Genomic DNA, 16,377 nt, shown 5'->3' on the forward strand with positions numbered 1-16,377 from the left:
ACGGGAGTGATGCGACCGGGTAACACCGGCCCCGCACGCTGCTGACATGACCTCGAAAACGCGTGTGGTGGTGATCGGCGCCGGCATCGCGGGCGCCCGGCTCGCCCACCGGCTCGACGAGCTCGGCATGTCCGTCGTGCTCATCGGTGAGGAGGAGCACCGCCCCTACAACCGGGTGCTGCTCGCCGAGGTCCTCGCCGGGCGGTACGCCCCCGAGGTGATCGCCCTCCCGGCCCCGGCCGGCCTGGTCCGCACCCGGGTCACCGGCATCGACCGGGCCGCCCGCACGCTGAGCTGCGCCGACGGTTCCGAGATCGCCTACGACACGCTGGTCCTCGCGACCGGCTCGAACCCCGTACTGCCGCCCCTGCGCGGCCTGTTCGCCCAGGACCGGCACGAACTGCCCGAGGGCGTGCACGCGTTCCGCACCATGGACGACTGCCTCGGCCTCTCGAAGGCCGTCCGGCAGGGCACCCGCGCCGTCGTCATCGGCGGCGGCCTCCTTGGCGTCTCGGCCGCCCGGGCGCTGGCCGTGCGCGGCGCCCAGGTGGTCCTCGCCCAGCAGGCCGAGCGGCTCATGGAGCGCCAGCTCGACCCGTCCGCGTCCCGGCTGGTGCACCGCCACCTCACGGAACTGGGCGTCGAGGTGCACACCGAGACACGGGTGCGCGACGTGCGCTGCGTCGGCGGGGCCGTCCGCTCGGTCGAGATGGCCGACGGGTACGCCCTGGACGCCGACCTCGTCGTCCTCGCCTGCGGGGTCCACCCCCGGGTGGGGCTCGCCCAGGACGCGGGCCTGGCTGTCCACAAGGGCGTCATCGTCGACGACCGGCTGCGCACCTCCGACCCGCACATCTACGCGATCGGCGACTGCACCCAGCACGGGGGCACGGTCTACGGACTCGCCACCCCCGCCCTGGAACAGGCCGACGTCCTGGCCGGACTGCTGGCCGGCGGCCGGGGCGAGGACGCCCGCTACGGCGGCACCCGGGCCCTGACCCGGCTCACCCTGACCGGCAACGCGCCCTTCGACCTCGCCGCGTTCGGCGAGACCGACCCCCGCCCGGGCGACGACGTCATCCAGCTCGCCGACGCCACCCGCGGCACCTACCGCAAGGTCGTCGTCCGCGACGACCGCCTGGTCGGCGGCGTGCTCGTCGGCGAACTCGGCACCGTCGGCGCGCTCGCGCGCGCCTGGGAGGGAGCAGAGCCGCTCCCCGTGGACGGCGCTCCCCTGCTCCACCTGCTCACCAACGACGGAGGCTCCTGATGACCGCCACCCTGGGGGGCACCCCCACGATCGTGCTCGTCGGCCACGGCATGGTCGGCCAGCGCTTCCTCGAAGCGCTCGCCGAGCGCGGCCTGACCGCCACGCACCGCGTGGTCGTGCTGTGCGAGGAGCCGCGCCCCGCGTACGACCGGGTCCAGCTCACCTCGTACTTCTCGGGCCGCACCCCGGAGGAACTCTCGCTCTCCGACGAGGAGTTCATCAAGGAGCACGGCATCGAGCTGCACCTCGGCGACCCCGCCGAGACGATCGACCGCGAGGCCAGGAAGGTGACGGCCCGCTCGGGTCTGTCCTTCTCCTACGACACCCTCGTCCTCGCCACCGGCTCGTACCCCTTCGTGCCGCCGGTGCCGGGCAAGGACGCCGAGGGCTGCTTCGTCTACCGCACGATCGAGGACCTCCTCGCGATCGAGGAGTACGCGAAGTCCCGGGCGACGACCGGCGCGGTGGTCGGCGGCGGACTGCTCGGCCTGGAGGCGGCGGGCGCCCTCAAGGGTCTCGGACTGACCTCGCACATCGTGGAGTTCGCGCCGCGCCTGATGCCGGTGCAGGTCGACGAGGGCGGCGGGGCGGCGCTGCTGCGCACCATCGAGGAGATGGGCCTGACCGTGCACACGGGCACGGGCACGCAGGAGATCGTCGTCGGGGAGGACGGCGCGGTCACCGGCATGAAGCTGTCCGACGGCTCCGAACTCGCCACGGACCTCGTGGTGTTCTCGGCGGGCGTCCGGCCCCGCGACCAGCTCGCCCGCGACACCGGCCTCACGGTCGGCGAGCGCGGCGGCATCTCCGTCGACGAGCAGTGCCGCACCTCGGACCCGCACGTGTTCGCCATCGGCGAGTGCGCGCTGGCCTCGGACGGCCGGGTCTACGGCCTGGTCGCGCCTGGCTACGAGATGGCCGAGACGGCCGCCGCCACCATCGCCGCGGACGAGGCGAGCTTCACCGGCGCCGACCTCTCCACCAAGCTGAAGCTGCTCGGTGTCGACGTCGCCTCCTTCGGCGACGCGCACGGCGCCACCGCGGACTGCCTCGACGTCGTCTACGCCGACTCCCGCTCCGGCACCTACAAGAAGCTGGTCATCGGCCGCGACGGGCGGCTGCTCGGCGGCATCCTGGTCGGCGACGCGGACGCGTACGGCACGCTGCGCGCCCTCACCGGGTCGGTGCCGCCGATCGCGCCCGAGCAGCTCGTGCTGCCGGCCGGCTCCGGCGGTCCGGTCGCCCTCGGCCCCTCGGCGCTGCCGGACGAGGCCGTCATCTGCTCCTGCCACAACGTCACCAAGGGCACGATCCGCGGTGCGGTCACCGAGCACTCCTGCACGACCGTGCCCGAGGTGAAGAAGTGCACCAAGGCCGGTACCGGCTGCGGCAGTTGCGTCAAGGTGCTGGGCCAGCTGGTCACCTCCGAGCTGGAGGCGAGCGGCGTCGAGGTCGACAAGGGCCTGTGCGGCTGCTTCGCGCAGACCCGCGAGGAGCTGTACGAGATCGTCCTCGCCCTGCGCGTCAACTCCTACCAGGTGCTGCTGGACCGCTACGGCCGCGAGGACGCCCGGGGCGGCGACGGCTGCGAGACCTGCAAGCCCGCGATCGGCTCGATCATCGCCTCGCTGGCCCCGACGATCGGCGCCGAGGGCTACGTCCTGGACGGCGAGCAGGCCGCGCTCCAGGACACCAACGACCACTTCCTCGCCAACCTCCAGAAGAACGGCTCCTATTCGATCGTGCCGCGCATCCCCGGCGGTGAGATCACCCCGGAGAAGCTGATCGTGATCGGCGAGGTGGCCCGCGACTTCGGCCTCTACACGAAGATCACCGGCGGTCAGCGCATCGACATGTTCGGCGCCCGGGTGGAGCAGCTCCCGCTGATCTGGGCCCGGCTGGTGGACGCCGGCTTCGAGTCGGGGCACGCGTACGGCAAGTCGCTGCGCACGGTCAAGTCCTGTGTGGGGCAGACCTGGTGCCGCTACGGCGTGCAGGACTCGGTCCGCATGGCGATCGACCTGGAGCTGCGCTACCGGGGCCTGCGCTCGCCGCACAAGCTGAAGTCGGCGGTCTCCGGGTGCGCCCGCGAGTGCGCCGAGGCCCAGTCCAAGGACTTCGGCATCATCGCCACCTCCAACGGCTGGAACCTCTACGTGGGCGGCAACGGCGGCGCGACCCCGCGTCACGCCGACCTGCTCGCCCAGGACCTCTCGGACGCCGAACTGGTGCGCCTGATCGACCGGTTCCTGATGTTCTACATCCGCACCGCCGACCGACTGGAGCGCACCTCCACCTGGCTGGAGCGCGTCGAGGGCGGCCTGGACCACGTACGCGACGTGGTCGTGCACGACTCGCTCGGCATCTGCGAGGAACTGGAGGGCCTGATGCGGGCCCATGTCGCGGGCTACCGCGACGAGTGGGCCGAGACCATCAACGACCCCGAGAAGCTGGCCCGGTTCGTGTCCTTCGTGAACGCCCCCGACACGCCCGACCCGGTCGTCGGCTTCGTGCCGGAGCGCGACCAGATCAAGCCCGACCTGCCGCTGCTCACCATCGGCACGCGGCCCGCCGAAGCCCTGGAAGGAAGCGCCCAGCGATGACGATCGCCCCCGAGACCACCGCCCTGAAGGTCCAGCTCCGCCTGGAGGACGACTGGTTCACCGTCTGCGACCTGTCCCTGCTGACCCCGGGCCGGGGCGTCGCGGCCCTGCTGCCGGACGGCCGGCAGGTCGCGCTCTTCACCGACCGCGCGGGACGCACGTACGCCATCGACAACCGCGACCCGTTCACCGGCGCGGCGGTCCTCTCCCGCGGTCTGACGGGCAGCCGGCAGGGCCGGGCGTTCGTCGCCTCGCCCCTGCTCAAGCAGCGCTTCGACCTCGCCTCCGGGCAGTGCCTGGACGACGACTCGGTGCGGGTCACGGCATACGAGGTACGGGCCTTCTGAGGGCGCCGCTCCCGCCGGCGCCGGGCCGCTCGCCCCGGTCCGGCGGGAGGCGGGGTCAGCTCTTCAGGGCGTCGTAGCGGACGCCCGTCAGCTCCTCGGAGGCGGTCCACAGGCGGCCCGAAGCCCGGTCGTCGCGGGTCCAGGGGGCCCGCCAGGACGCGGCGGGCGCCCCGCGCCACATCGCGAACGAGGGGCCGGTGAAGGAGTCGGACAGGACGCCCGGCGCGGTGGCCGCGTACAGCGTGGGCAGGGCGCCCGCCTCGGCGCTCTGCGCGAAGACGCGGTTGCCGAGCTCCGCGAACCGCTCGGCGCCCCTGCGCCCCTCCATCCGGGCTCCGGCGGTCTGGAGGTTCGTGGAGGCGTACCCGGGGTGCGCGGCGGCGGCCACCGCTTCCGCGCCGGTGGCGGCGAGCCTGCGGGCCAGCTCGTGGGTGAAGAGCAGGTTGGCGGTCTTGGACCGGGCGTAGGCGATCCAACGCCGGTAGCCGTGCTCGGCGTTGAGGTCGTCGATGTCGATGTTGGCGAGGGCGTGCACCATGCTGGACAGGGTCACGATCCGCGCGCCGGGCGTGCCCAGCAGGGCGGGCAGGAGCAGCCCGGTCAGCGCGAAGTGCCCGAGGTGGTTGACGCCGAACTGGGTCTCGAACCCGTCGGCGGTGCGGCCCTGCGGCAGCGCCATGACCCCGGCGTTGTTCACCAGCAGGTCGAGCCGCTCGTACGGGTACCCGGCGGCGAACTCCCGTACGGAGGCGAGGTCCGCGAGGTCCAGTCGGCGGAACACCACGTCGGCGCCCGGCACTTCGGCGACGAGACGGTCACCGGCCTCGTGTCCGCGCTCCTCGCTGCGGCAGGCGAGGACCACGCGGGCGCCGCGGCGGGCCAGCTCCCGCGCGGTGACGTAGCCGATGCCGCTGTTGGCGCCGGTGACGACCGCGCTGCGGCCGCTCTGGTCGGGGATGTCGCTCGCGTTCCAGCCCGTCATGACGGATGTTCCCTCTCCGGCGAAGTGTCCCCTCACCGTACGCCCGCCGCCCGGCCGGTCCCGGTCACGCGCGCGGAGCGGCGGCGTGAACGCCCGGGAGGGCGGTACCCCCCGCACAGGGGTACCGCCCTCTCCTGGTGCACCGGGACCGCCGCCGGCCGGTGAGGGTCGAGAAGTGACCGGCGGCGGCCCCGGGGGTTCAGCGGTGGTCGCTGCCCGCCGAGGAGGACGCGGCGCGTCCCGCCTCCAGGCGCGCCACCGGGATCCGGAACGGCGAGCAGGAGACGTAGTCGAGTCCCACCTCGTGGAAGAAGTGCACCGACTCCGGGTCGCCGCCGTGCTCGCCGCAGACGCCGAGCTTGAGGTCGGGGCGGGTGGCCCGGCCGGCCTCGACCGCGCTGCGGACGAGCGAGCCGACGCCGTCCCGGTCGATGGTCTCGAAGGGGGAGACCCCGAAGATGCCCTTCTCCAGGTACGCGGTGAAGAAGCTGGCCTCCACGTCGTCGCGGGAGAAGCCCCACACCGTCTGGGTGAGGTCGTTCGTGCCGAAGGAGAAGAACTCGGCGGCCTCGGCGATCTGGCCGGCGGTCAGCGCGGCCCGGGGCAGCTCGATCATCGTGCCGATGGCGAGGTTGAGCTGGACCCCCGTGGCCTCCTGGACCTCGGCGATGACCTGGTCGGCCTCTTCGCGGACGATCTCCAGCTCCTGGACGGTGCCGACGAGCGGGATCATGATCTCGGCGCGCGGGTCGCCCTTGGCGTTGCGGCGTTCGGCCGCGGCCTCGGCGATCGCCCGTACCTGCATGGTGAACAGGCCCGGGATGACGAGGCCGAGGCGGACACCGCGCAGGCCCAGCATCGGGTTCTGCTCGTGCAGGCGGTGCACGGCCTGGAGCAGGCGCAGGTCGTTCTCGTTGGCGTCCTTGCGGGACTCGGCGAGCGCCACCCGGACCGACAGCTCGGTGATGTCGGGCAGGAACTCGTGCAGCGGCGGGTCGAGCAGCCGGATCGTCACCGGCAGTCCGTCCATCGCCGAGAACAGCTCCACGAAGTCCTGCTTCTGGAGCGGGAGCAGCGCCTTCAGCGACTTCTCGCGCTCGTCCTCCGTGTCCGCCAGGATCAGGCGCTCGACCAGCTCGCGGCGGTCGCCGAGGAACATGTGCTCGGTGCGGCACAGGCCGATGCCCTGCGCGCCGAAGCGGCGGGCGCGCATCGCGTCCTCGGCGTTGTCCGCGTTCGCGCGCACCCGCAGGCGCCGCTTGCGGTCGGCGAAGGCCATGATCCGGTGCACGGCCTCGACCAGCTCGTCGGCGTCGTTGGCGCCCGCGTGCATCCGGCCCTCGAAGTACTCGACGACCGGGGACGGGACCACCGGGACCTCGCCCAGGTAGACCTTGCCGGTGGAGCCGTCGATGGAGATGACGTCGCCCTCCTCGACGACGTGGCCGCCCGGCACCGTCATCCGGCGCCGCTTGGTGTCGACCTCCAGCTCCTCGGCGCCGCAGACACAGGTCTTGCCCATGCCGCGGGCGACGACGGCCGCGTGGGAGGTCTTGCCGCCGCGTGAGGTCAGGATGCCCTCGGCCGCGATCATGCCGTCGAGGTCGTCCGGGTTGGTCTCGCGGCGGACCAGGATGACCTTCTCGCCCGAACGCGACCACTTCACCGCGGTGTACGAGTCGAAGACCGCCTTGCCGACGGCCGCGCCCGGCGAGGCGGCGATGCCCCGGCCGACCTGCTGGACCTTCGCGGCCTCGTCGAAGCGGGGGAACATCAGCTGGGCGAGCTGGGCGCCCGTCACCCGCTGGAGGGCCTCGGCCTCGTCGATCAGGCCCTGGTCGACGAGCTGGGTGGCGATGCGGAAGGCGGCACCGGCGGTCCGCTTGCCGACGCGGGTCTGCAGCATCCACAGCTGGCCGCGCTCGATGGTGAACTCGATGTCGCAGAGATCCTTGTAGTGGTTCTCCAGGGTCTCCATGATCTGCATCAGCTGGTCGTACGACTTCTTGTCGATCTGCTCCAGCTCGGCGAGCGGCACCGTGTTGCGGATGCCCGCGACGACGTCCTCGCCCTGGGCGTTCTGCAGGTAGTCGCCGTACACGCCCTGGTGGCCGGAGGCGGGGTCGCGGGTGAAGGCGACGCCGGTGCCGGAGTCGGGGCCGAGGTTGCCGAAGACCATGGAACAGACGTTGACGGCCGTGCCGAGGTCGTGCGGGATGCGCTCCTGGCGGCGGTAGAGCTTGGCGCGGTCGGTGTTCCAGGAGTCGAAGACCGCGTGGATGGCGAGGTCCATCTGCTCGCGCGGGTCCTGCGGGAAGTCGCGCCCCGCCTCGGTCTTGACGATCTTCTTGAACTTGGTGACGAGCTTCTTGAGGTCGGCCGCTTCGAGGTCCGTGTCGACGGTGACCTTCTTCGCCGCCTTGGCCGCCTCCAGCGCCTCCTCGAAGAGGTCGCCGTCCACGCCGAGGACCGTCTTGCCGAACATCTGGATGAGGCGGCGGTAGGAGTCCCACGCGAAGCGGTCGTCGCCGGCCTGCACGGCCAGGCCCTGCACCGACTTGTCGGAGAGCCCGATGTTCAGGACGGTGTCCATCATGCCCGGCATGGAGAACTTGGCTCCGGAGCGGACCGACACGAGGAGGGGATCGTCGGCCTGGCCGAGCTTCTTGCCCATCTTCTGCTCGAGGGCGTCGAGGTGCGCACTCACCTCGTCACGCAGTGCCGCCGGCTCCTCGCCGCTGTCGAGGTAGGTCTTGCAGGCCTCGGTGGTGATGGTGAAGCCCGGCGGGACGGGAAGACCGAGGTTGGTCATCTCGGCGAGGTTCGCACCCTTGCCGCCCAGCAGGTCCTTGAGGTCCTTGTTGCCTTCCGTGAAGTCGTAGACGAACTTCACGTCCTCGGCACCGCTCTGAGCTACGTGGGGATCTTTGTTTTCCGACACGGGTCTCGACTCCTCGACGTGACGGTGGCTGCCCTGACGGCGAGGAACATACCCAGATCGAAGGCACCTGGGTACGTCCACTTGCGCGTCATGCGCCCGTAACCACTCGTCCGCCACCAGATCGAAAGTCGACGGCGGAGGTCCGCCCCGGTCCGCTGTTTTCACTTCTTGAACGGGCCGGCCCTCACAACACCTCCAAGCCGCTCAAGTGAGCGCCAGTCGCCACGACTGAGTTCATCCCGTGAACGATCAAGGGGTGGCACTCAGTGCCACCCCTTAGGGAAGTGCAACCGACGCCAAATCGCTCATCTGAGCGCTACCCCTATCAGGGGTGGCGAGAATCACGCCGTGGACGGGGCCGGGATTTCACCATCCGGACGGCGTCGCGGAAGCGTCACACGGACGACACGAAGAGGGCTCCGCCGCCGCTCACACCCCCAGCGCGGCCAGCCGTTCCTCGACCCGCTCGGGCGCGTACAGGTGCTCCACGACCATCGCCCCGGCCCCGATCAGCCCGGCCCGGTCGCCGAGCCGGGAGGTGACCACGTCCAGGCGGGCGGTGGAGCGGGGCAGCGCCCGCTGGTACAGCAGCTCGCGCACGCCCGTCAGGAAGTGGGTTCCGGCCAGATCTCCCGCGATCATCAGGACGCCCGGATTGAGCAGGGTCACCACCGTGGCCAGGACCTCGCCCACGTGCCGTCCCGCCTCCCGCGCGAGCGCCACCGCCTCGGGGTTGCCCGCCGCCAGCAGGTCCCGCACGTCCGAGCCCGAGGCGGCCGGCACCCCCGCCTCGGTGAGCCGCCGCGCCACCGCCCCGCCGCTCGCCAGGGCCGCCAGGCAGCCGTACGAACCGCACCGGCACAGCGCGCCGGCGCCCTCCGGGACGCGGATGTGCCCGATGTCCCCGGCGCCCCCGTCGATACCCCGGTAGACGGAGCCGCCGACGACGACACCGGCGCCGATCCCCGTGGAGACCTTGACCAGGGCGAAGGCCGAGCAGTCCGGATACCCCGTGCGCTGCTCGCCGTACGCCATCAGGTTGGCGTCGTTGTCGACGAGGACCGGCACGCGGGCACCGCCGTCGGTGCCCGCGTGCTCGGCGAGTGCGCGGGCCAGCCGGCCGCCTATGTCGTAGCCGTCCCAGCCCGGCATCATCGGCGGCTGCACGACCAGCCCGCTCGCGTGGTCGACGGGACCCGGCACGGCGAGCCCGATGCCGCACACCGACCCGGCGTGCCGCCCGGCCTTGTCCAGCAACTCCGCGAAGCGGCGGCCGAGTTCGCCGAGGACCGTCTCCGGCCCCTCGTCGAGGACCAGGACCCCCATGTGCTCCGCCAGGATCTCGCCGCCGAGGCTGAGCACGGCCACCCGGGCGTGCCGGGTGTCGAGGTCGGCGGCGAGGACGACGGCGTGTGCGTCGTCGAACTCCAGGGTGATCGAGGGCCGGCCGCCCAGCGGGGAGTCGACCGGGCCGCCCGCGCCCTCGCGCAGCCAGCCCGCGCGGAACAGCCGGTCGAGGCGCTGCCCGACCGTGGCCCGCGACAGGCCGGTCTCGTGCTGGAGCGCGCCGCGTGTCGTCGCCCGTCCGCTGCGCACCAGTTGCAGCAGGTCCCCGGCGCTCGCCTGGCTTCCGGCTCTCATGGCCTTCGCCGCCCTTCCCGTCATGCCCACCCTCTTGCGTTCACCAACTCTGCATTACATATTGCGTTTTGCGTGTTAAATAGACGTAACCCTACGGTAGGTACCGCCGAACCGGTCGGCCGGACGTCTTCGGGGAGACCTGAGTGGACCGCACAGCCCAACTCACCGCCCTGCGACCGGAGTCCGCCGCGCCCGCGCGGACCCCCGGACCACCCGCTCCGCCCGGTCCGGACGGGTCCGCCGCCGCCTCCGGCAGCGCCGTATACGACCCGGCCGAGGCCGGCGCCCTGCACCGGGACGCCGCCCGGGTGCTGGCCGCCAACTGGACGGGGACGTCCACGGTGCCCTCACGCGGTCTGTACCCGCACCAGTGGTCCTGGGACTCCGCGTTCATCGCGATCGGCCTGCGGCACCTGTCCCCGTTACGCGCCCAGACCGAGCTGGAGACGCTGCTCGGCGCCCAGTGGGCCGACGGGCGCGTCCCGCACATCGTCTTCAACCCCTCCGTGCCGCTCGACGCGTACTTCCCGAGTCCCGACTTCTGGCGCTCGGCCACCGCGGGACGCGCCGTCGGCGCCCCGCGCACCGTACAGACCTCGGGGATCGTCCAGCCACCGGTGCACGCCCTCGCCGTCTGGCTCGTGCACCGCGCCGACCCCCGGCTGTCCCGCGCCCGGGGCTTCCTGTCCAGGGCCTACCCGCGCCTCGCCGCCTGGCACCGCTACCTCCTGCACCGCCGCGACCTCGGCGGCGGCGGCCTCGCCGCGGTCGTCCACCCGTGGGAGCAGGGCATGGACAACAGCCCCTGCTGGGACGCCCCGTTGAGCCGGGTCACACCGGCACCGCCCCGCTCCTTCCGCCGCGCGGACCTCGACCACGGGGCCGCCGAGGACCGGCCCACGGACCTCGACTACGGGCGGTACGTGCGCCTCGCCGCCGACTACCGGGACCGCGGATACGCGGACGGGGTGGGCGAGTTCGCCGTCGAGGACCCCGCGTTCAACGCCCTGCTGATCGCCTCGGAGCACGCGCTGGCCCGTATCGCGCACGAGCTCGGCGCGACGGGCACGGCCCGGCACGCCCGCGCGGAGCGCCTCACGGCGGCCCTGGTCGAGCGGCTGTGGGACCCGGCCGAGGGCATGTTCCTCTGCCGGGACGTGCGCGGCGGGCCGATCCCCGAGCGCGGGGTCGCCGGCCTCGTACCGCTGATGCTGCCCACGCTCCCCCGCGAGATCGCCGCGCGGCTGGCCGGCACCGTGCGGGGCCCGCACTTCGGGCTCGGCACCGCCTGCCGGCTCGTGCCGAGCTACGACCTCACGGGCGCGGCGTTCGACCCGCACCGCTACTGGCGCGGCCCCGCCTGGTTCAACACCAACTGGCTGCTGGAGCGCGGGCTGCGCCTGCACGGCGAGCACGGACCGGCGGACGCCCTGCGGGCGGCGCTGCTGGACACGGCGGGCACCTCGGAGTTCGCCGAGTACGTGGACCCGTACACGGGTGAGGGCTGCGGAGCGCCCGGCTTCGGCTGGACGGCCGCGCTCACCCTCGATCTGCTGCACCGGTCCCCCGGGCGCGACGCGCGGAGCGTGTCCCGCGCGGGGGACGGCACGTTCGACATGAGGGACCAGGGAGGGGACCGGGGATGACGGACCGGCATCATCTGCTCGTGCGGGGCGGGACGTTCGCCGCCGTGGGCGACGGCGGGGACATCAGCGGGGTACGCGGCGGCGGCTCGCCGGACGGCCTGTTCGTGCGCGACGCACGCCATCTGAGCCGCTGGCAGCTGACCGTCGACGGCGCGGTGCCCGAGGCACTCGCGCCCGTCGCGGACGGGGACACGGCCCGCTGCGTGCTCGTGCCGCGCGGCGGCCGCCAGGAGCCGCCCGCGTACACGCTCTTCCGCGAACAGGCCGTCGCCGACGGCGCGTTCGTGGAGGCGCTGCGGGTCACCAGCAACCGCGCCACGCCGACGACGGTCCGCATCGCGGTCACCGCCGACGCCGACTTCGCGGACCAGTTCGAGCTGCGCTCCGACTACCGCACGTACGCCAAGCGGGGCGCCGTCCGCACCCGCGAAGTCCTCGACGACGGCGTGGAGTTCGGCTACCGGCGCGGCGAATGGCGGTCCTGTACGACGGTCACCGCCGAGCCCGCCCCCGACGGTGTGGAGGAGACGGGGACCGGCGCCCGGCGGCTCGTCTGGTCCCTGGACCTCGCGCCGCACGGCTCGGCGGAGCTGGCGCTGCGGGTCGCGGCCCGTCCGCACGGCGCGCCCCGGATGCCGGACGTCCCGCCCACCCCCGCCGCCGTCAACCGGGAACTGCTGGAACTGGAGGGCGAGTTCGCGGAGGGCGTGCCCTTCCCGACCGGCTGGCCGGAGCTGGCCGCTGCCTGCGCGCGGGGCCTGTCCGACCTCGCGGCGCTCCAGGTGCCGGCGCGCGGCCCGGACGGCGAGGACCTGCGCGTCCCCGCCGCGGGAGTGCCCTGGTTCCTCACCCTGCTGGGCCGCGACGCCCTCCTGACCTCTCTCTTCGCCCTCCCCTACCGGCCCCGGCCGGCCGCCGCCACGCTCGCCGCGCTCGCCGCGACCCAGGCCACCGGGACGGGCACGGGACCGGTCGCCCAGCCGGGCAAGATCGTGCACGAGGTGCGGCACGGGGAGCTGGCGCACTTCGGGCAGGTGCCGTACGGGCGCTACTACGGCTCGGTGGACGCGACGCCGCTGTTCCTCGTCCTGCTCGGCGCCTACGTGGAGCGGACCGGCGACGTCGCCCTGGCCCGCCGTCTGGAGTCCCACGCGCGGGCGGCGATCGGCTGGATGCTGGACCACGGCGGGCTCACCTCGCGCGGCTACCTCGTCTACCGGGCGGACGAGGGCGGTCTCGCCAACCAGAACTGGAAGGACTCCCCCGGCGCCATCTGCTCGGCCGAGGGCACCCGGCCCACCGGCCCGGTGATGGCGGCGGGCGCGCAGGGCTACGCGTACGACGCGCTGCGCCGGACCGCCCAGCTCGCGCGGACCGTATGGGGCGACGAGGTGTACGCGGCCCTCCTGGAGCAGGCGGCCGCGGACCTGCGCGACCGCTTCCAGCGGGACTTCTGGATGCCGGAGCACTCCTTCCCGGCGCTGGCCCTGGACGGCGACGGCCGCCATGTCGACGCGCTCGCCTCCGACGCGGGCCACCTGCTGTGGTCGGGGCTGCTGGACAAGGAGTACGGCGAGCTGGTGGGCCGCCGGCTGCTGGCACCGGACTTCTTCTCCGGCTGGGGCGTACGCACCCTCGCCGCGGGCCAGCCGGCGTACCACCCGCTCTCGTACCACCGGGGGTCGGTGTGGCCCCATGACAACGCCCTGATCTGCCTGGGCCTGGCCCGCTACGGGCTGCACGACGAGGCCCGTACCGTCGCACACGCCCTGGTGGACGCGGCGACCGCGGCCGGACACCGTCTCCCGGAGGTGATCGCGGGCTACGGCCGCGAGACCCACGCGGAGCCGGTGCCGTACCCGCACGCCTGCGTCCGCGAGTCCCGCTCGGCGGCGGCTCCGCTGGCGCTGCTCACCGCGGTGGGCGGCGCCTGAGGGGGCCGCTCCCGTCGGGCGCCCCGATGAGCGGCGCCCGGCGGGCCGCTCCGGGCGGGCGGCTCCGGGCAGGCGGTTCCGGGCGCCCCGGGCGTCCGGTTCCGGGCATGCGGTCCGGGCGTCCGGTTCCGGGCATGCGGTCCGGGCGTCCGGTTCGGGGGTGCGGTCCGGGCGTCCGGTTCGGGCGTCCGGTTCCGGGCGTCCGGTTCGGGGGTGCGGTCCGGGCGTCCGGTTCGGGCGTCCGGTTCCGGGTGGCGGGTCAGCCGCCGGACGTGTCCAGTTCCGCGTCCTCGGACAGGCCCGCGCAGTCGTAGGGGTCCTTGAGCCAGCCGTCGGGCAGGACGACCCGGTTGTTGCCGGAGGTGCGGCCACGGGGGCCGTCGGCTCCGGCGGGCCAGGGCTGGTCGAGGTCCAGCTCGTCGAGCCCGGCGCGCAGTTCGGCCAGGGACGAGGTGACCGCTAGGCGCTTGCGCATCTCGGAGCCGACCGCGAAGCCCTTGAGGTACCAGGCCACGTGCTTGCGGAAGTCGATGACGCCGCGCGCCTCGTCGCCGATCCACTCGCCGAGCAGGGTGGCGTGCCGGACCATGACCGAGGCGACCTCGCGCAGGGTGGGGGCCGCGCTCTCCGTGCGTCCCTCGAAGGCGGCGACCAGGTCGCCGAAGATCCAGGGGCGGCCCAGGCAGCCGCGTCCGACGACGACGCCGTCGCACCCGGTCTCCCGCACCATCCGCACCGCGTCCTCGGCCGACCAGATGTCGCCGTTGCCGAGGACCGGGATCTCCGGCACGTGCTCCTTCAGGCGGGCGATCGCGTCCCAGTCCGCGGTGCCGCCGTAGTGCTGCGCGGCGGTCCTGCCGTGCAGGGCGATGGCGGTCACGCCCTCCTCCACGGCGATGCGCCCGGCGTCCAGGTACGTGATGTGGTCGTCGTCGATGCCCTTGCGCATCTTCATCGTCACCGGGAGATCACCGGCGCCGGCGACGGCCTCGCGCAGGATCGCGCGCAGCAGGTTCCGCTTGAACGGCAGCGCCGAGCCGCCGCCCTTGCGGGTCACCTTGGGCACCGGGCAGCCGAAGTTCAGGTCGATGTGGTCGGCGAGGTCCTCTTCCGCGATCATGCGGACGGCCTTGCCGACGGTCGCCGGGTCCACCCCGTACAGCTGGATCGAGCGCGGCTGCTCGCTCGCGTCGAAGTGGATCAGCTGCATGGTCTTCTCGTTGCGCTCGACCAGGGCTCGCGTGGTGATCATCTCGCTGACGAACAGGCCCTTGCCGCCGGAGAACTCCCGGCAGAGCGTGCGGAAGGGCGCGTTCGTGATCCCGGCCATGGGCGCGAGGACCACGGGCGGCTGCACCGTGTGGGGGCCGATCGACAACGGGGACGCGGAGGCGAGGGTGGGCGCGGACATTCCCCCATTGTCGCGTACGGCGACCCGTGCTCGTACGGGGGCGGGTCGGTGCCGCCGGCCAGAGATCATGTAGTGGTCATTAGTTAGGCGCACTACCGAAAAAGGCGTACGCTGTGTGGATGCCCGAGCTGAGTCATCGCCGCCGCATGCTGGTCCTCGCGATCTGCTGCATGAGCCTGCTGATCGTGAGCCTCGACAACACGGCCCTGAACGTCGCACTGCCCTCCATGCAGCGGGAGTTGCACGCCGACGTGGCCGGCCTCCAGTGGGCCGTCGACGCCTACACGCTGGTCCTCGCCTCGCTGCTGATGCTCGCGGGGTCGACCGCCGACCGCATCGGCCGCCGCAAGGTCTTCGTCGCCGGCCTGGTCGTCTTCACCCTCGGCTCGCTGCTGTGCTCCCTCGCCCCGAACCTCGGCTCGCTCGTGGCCTTCCGGATGGTCCAGGCCGTCGGCGGCTCGATGCTGAACCCGGTGGCGATGTCGATCATCACCAACACCTTCACGGACCCGCGGGAGCGCGCCCGTGCCATCGGCGCCTGGGGCGCCGTCGTCGGCATAGCCCTGGCCGCCGGGCCGGTGGTGGGCGGACTGCTCGTGGACTCCGTCGGCTGGCGCTCGATCTTCTGGGTCAACCTCCCGGTCGGTCTCGCGGCGCTGCTGCTGACGCTGCGTTACGTGCCCGAGTCCCGCGCGCCCAGGGCCCGCCGCCCGGACCCGCTCGGCCAGGTCCTGGTGATCGTGCTGCTCGGCTCGCTGACCTACGCGATCATCGAGGCGCCCCACTCGGGTGCCCTCAGGACCGCCGGCTTCGGCCTCCTCACAGTCGCCGCGCTCGCGGGCCTGCTCCGCTACGAACCCCGGCGCGCCGAACCCCTCATCGACCTGCGCTTCTTCCGCTCGGCGCCGTTCAGCGGGGCCACGGTGATCGCGGTCGGCGCGTTCTCGGCGCTCAGCGGCTTCCTGTTCCTGTCCACGCTGTACCTGCAGAACGTGCGAGGGCTGGACGCGCTGCACGCCGGTCTGTGGATGCTGCCGATGGCCGCCATGTGCTTCCTGGCGGCGCCGGTCTCCGGCCGGCTGGTCGGCAGCCGCGGCCCCCGCCTGTCGCTGCTGGTCGCCGGTGTCGCGATGACGGTGAGCGGGGTGCTCTTCGCCGCGTTCGAGGCGGAGACGTCGAACGTGACGCTGGTGACCGGCTACGTGCTGTTCGGCATCGGCTTCGGTTTCGTGAACGCCCCCATCACCAACACCGCCGTCTCGGGCATGCCGCGTGCCCAGGCGGGTGTCGCCGCCGCCGTGGCCTCCACCAGCCGGCAGATCGGCCAGACCCTCGGGGTCGCCGTGATCGGCGCGGTGCTGGCGTCCGGCGTGGGGAGTTCGCCGTACCGGGACGTCTTCGTCTCGGCGGCCCGTCCCGGCTGGTGGATCATCGCGGGCTGCGGCTTCCTGGTACTGGTGCTCGGCGCGCTGACGAGCGGGCAGTGGGCCCGGCGCACCGCCGAGCGCACCGCGGAGCGGCTGGAGACGGCGGAGCCCCCGAAGGCGCCGGGCGTCCGGGCGTAGGCCCCCGGCGGACCCGGGAGCGGCGGCCGGGCCCGCG

10 protein-coding genes are annotated in these 16,377 nt (G+C 73.1%); 6 read left to right on the forward strand and 4 right to left on the reverse strand.

Annotated features, from left to right (window positions below):
* Nucleotides 1-46: 46 nt before the first annotated feature.
* The 3 genes from ACFYQQ_RS06170 to nirD are packed head-to-tail and all read left to right on the forward strand — an operon-like array spanning nt 47 to nt 4,220.
* Nucleotides 47-1,270 (forward strand): FAD-dependent oxidoreductase, encoded by a 1,224-nt coding sequence (locus ACFYQQ_RS06170; RefSeq protein ID WP_355782664.1) that lies wholly within the window; start codon nt 47-49, stop codon nt 1,268-1,270.
* Entirely contained in the window at nt 1,270-3,873 is a 2,604-nt protein-coding gene (nirB, locus tag ACFYQQ_RS06175) for a nitrite reductase large subunit NirB (protein ID WP_355782661.1), read from the forward strand. Before ACFYQQ_RS06170 ends, nirB begins: the two co-directional genes overlap by 1 nt.
* Nucleotides 3,870-4,220: a nitrite reductase small subunit NirD gene (nirD, locus tag ACFYQQ_RS06180; RefSeq protein WP_355782658.1), complete on the forward strand. Its 351-nt coding sequence runs from the start codon at nt 3,870-3,872 to the stop codon at nt 4,218-4,220. Before nirB ends, nirD begins: the two co-directional genes overlap by 4 nt.
* 55 nt (nt 4,221-4,275) lie before the next feature.
* Here nirD and ACFYQQ_RS06185 read toward each other — a convergent pair whose 3' ends face one another.
* The 3 genes from ACFYQQ_RS06185 to ACFYQQ_RS06195 form a co-directional block, all read right to left on the reverse strand.
* The gene (locus ACFYQQ_RS06185; RefSeq protein ID WP_355782656.1) at nt 4,276-5,202 is read right to left on the reverse strand and encodes an oxidoreductase; all 927 of its coding nucleotides are present in this window, start codon (nt 5,200-5,202) and stop codon (nt 4,276-4,278) included.
* Nucleotides 5,203-5,401: 199 nt separating this feature from the next.
* A complete protein-coding gene (ppdK, locus tag ACFYQQ_RS06190; RefSeq protein ID WP_355782654.1) occupies nt 5,402-8,143 on the reverse strand; it encodes a pyruvate, phosphate dikinase in 2,742 nt (913 codons plus the stop codon).
* Between the two features lie 429 nt (nt 8,144-8,572).
* Nucleotides 8,573-9,784 (reverse strand): ROK family protein, encoded by a 1,212-nt coding sequence (locus ACFYQQ_RS06195; RefSeq protein WP_388903696.1) that lies wholly within the window; start codon nt 9,782-9,784, stop codon nt 8,573-8,575.
* A 143-nt stretch (nt 9,785-9,927) separates the two neighbouring features.
* Here ACFYQQ_RS06195 and ACFYQQ_RS06200 point away from each other — a divergent pair, with 143 nt between their 5' ends.
* Nucleotides 9,928-11,430 carry a hypothetical protein gene (locus tag ACFYQQ_RS06200; RefSeq protein WP_355792075.1) on the forward strand — a complete coding sequence of 501 codons (1,503 nt, stop codon included), beginning with the start codon at nt 9,928-9,930 and terminating at the stop codon, nt 11,428-11,430.
* Nucleotides 11,427-13,364 (forward strand): glycogen debranching N-terminal domain-containing protein, encoded by a 1,938-nt coding sequence (locus ACFYQQ_RS06205; protein ID WP_388903698.1) that lies wholly within the window; start codon nt 11,427-11,429, stop codon nt 13,362-13,364. The genes ACFYQQ_RS06200 and ACFYQQ_RS06205 overlap by 4 nt, the downstream gene beginning before the upstream one ends.
* Nucleotides 13,365-13,623: 259 nt before the next feature.
* Here ACFYQQ_RS06205 and dusB read toward each other — a convergent pair whose 3' ends face one another.
* Nucleotides 13,624-14,775: a tRNA dihydrouridine synthase DusB gene (gene dusB / locus ACFYQQ_RS06210; RefSeq protein WP_355779809.1), complete on the reverse strand. Its 1,152-nt coding sequence runs from the start codon at nt 14,773-14,775 to the stop codon at nt 13,624-13,626.
* Nucleotides 14,776-14,894: 119 nt separating this feature from the next.
* Here dusB and ACFYQQ_RS06215 point away from each other — a divergent pair, with 119 nt between their 5' ends.
* A complete protein-coding gene (locus tag ACFYQQ_RS06215) occupies nt 14,895-16,340 on the forward strand; it encodes an MFS transporter (protein ID WP_355779806.1) in 1,446 nt (481 codons plus the stop codon).
* Nucleotides 16,341-16,377 lie beyond the last annotated feature (37 nt).

Source organism: Streptomyces sp. NPDC005496, from assembly GCF_042872045.1.
GTDB lineage: Bacteria > Actinomycetota > Actinomycetes > Streptomycetales > Streptomycetaceae > Streptomyces.

Excerpts from the sequence above, each read along its gene's own strand:
- ACFYQQ_RS06170 (WP_355782664.1), top strand. The coding sequence starts at position 47 with ATGACCTCGAAAACGCGTGTGGTGGTGATCGGCGCCGGCATCGCGGGC.
- nirB (WP_355782661.1), top strand. The coding sequence starts at position 1,270 with ATGACCGCCACCCTGGGGGGCACCCCCACGATCGTGCTCGTCGGCCAC.
- nirD (WP_355782658.1), top strand. The coding sequence starts at position 3,870 with ATGACGATCGCCCCCGAGACCACCGCCCTGAAGGTCCAGCTCCGCCTG.
- ACFYQQ_RS06185 (WP_355782656.1), bottom strand. The coding sequence starts at position 5,202 with ATGACGGGCTGGAACGCGAGCGACATCCCCGACCAGAGCGGCCGCAGC.
- ACFYQQ_RS06195 (WP_388903696.1), bottom strand. The coding sequence starts at position 9,784 with ATGAGAGCCGGAAGCCAGGCGAGCGCCGGGGACCTGCTGCAACTGGTG.
- ACFYQQ_RS06205 (WP_388903698.1), top strand. The coding sequence starts at position 11,427 with ATGACGGACCGGCATCATCTGCTCGTGCGGGGCGGGACGTTCGCCGCC.
- dusB (WP_355779809.1), bottom strand. The coding sequence starts at position 14,775 with ATGTCCGCGCCCACCCTCGCCTCCGCGTCCCCGTTGTCGATCGGCCCC.
- ACFYQQ_RS06215 (WP_355779806.1), top strand. The coding sequence starts at position 14,895 with ATGCCCGAGCTGAGTCATCGCCGCCGCATGCTGGTCCTCGCGATCTGC.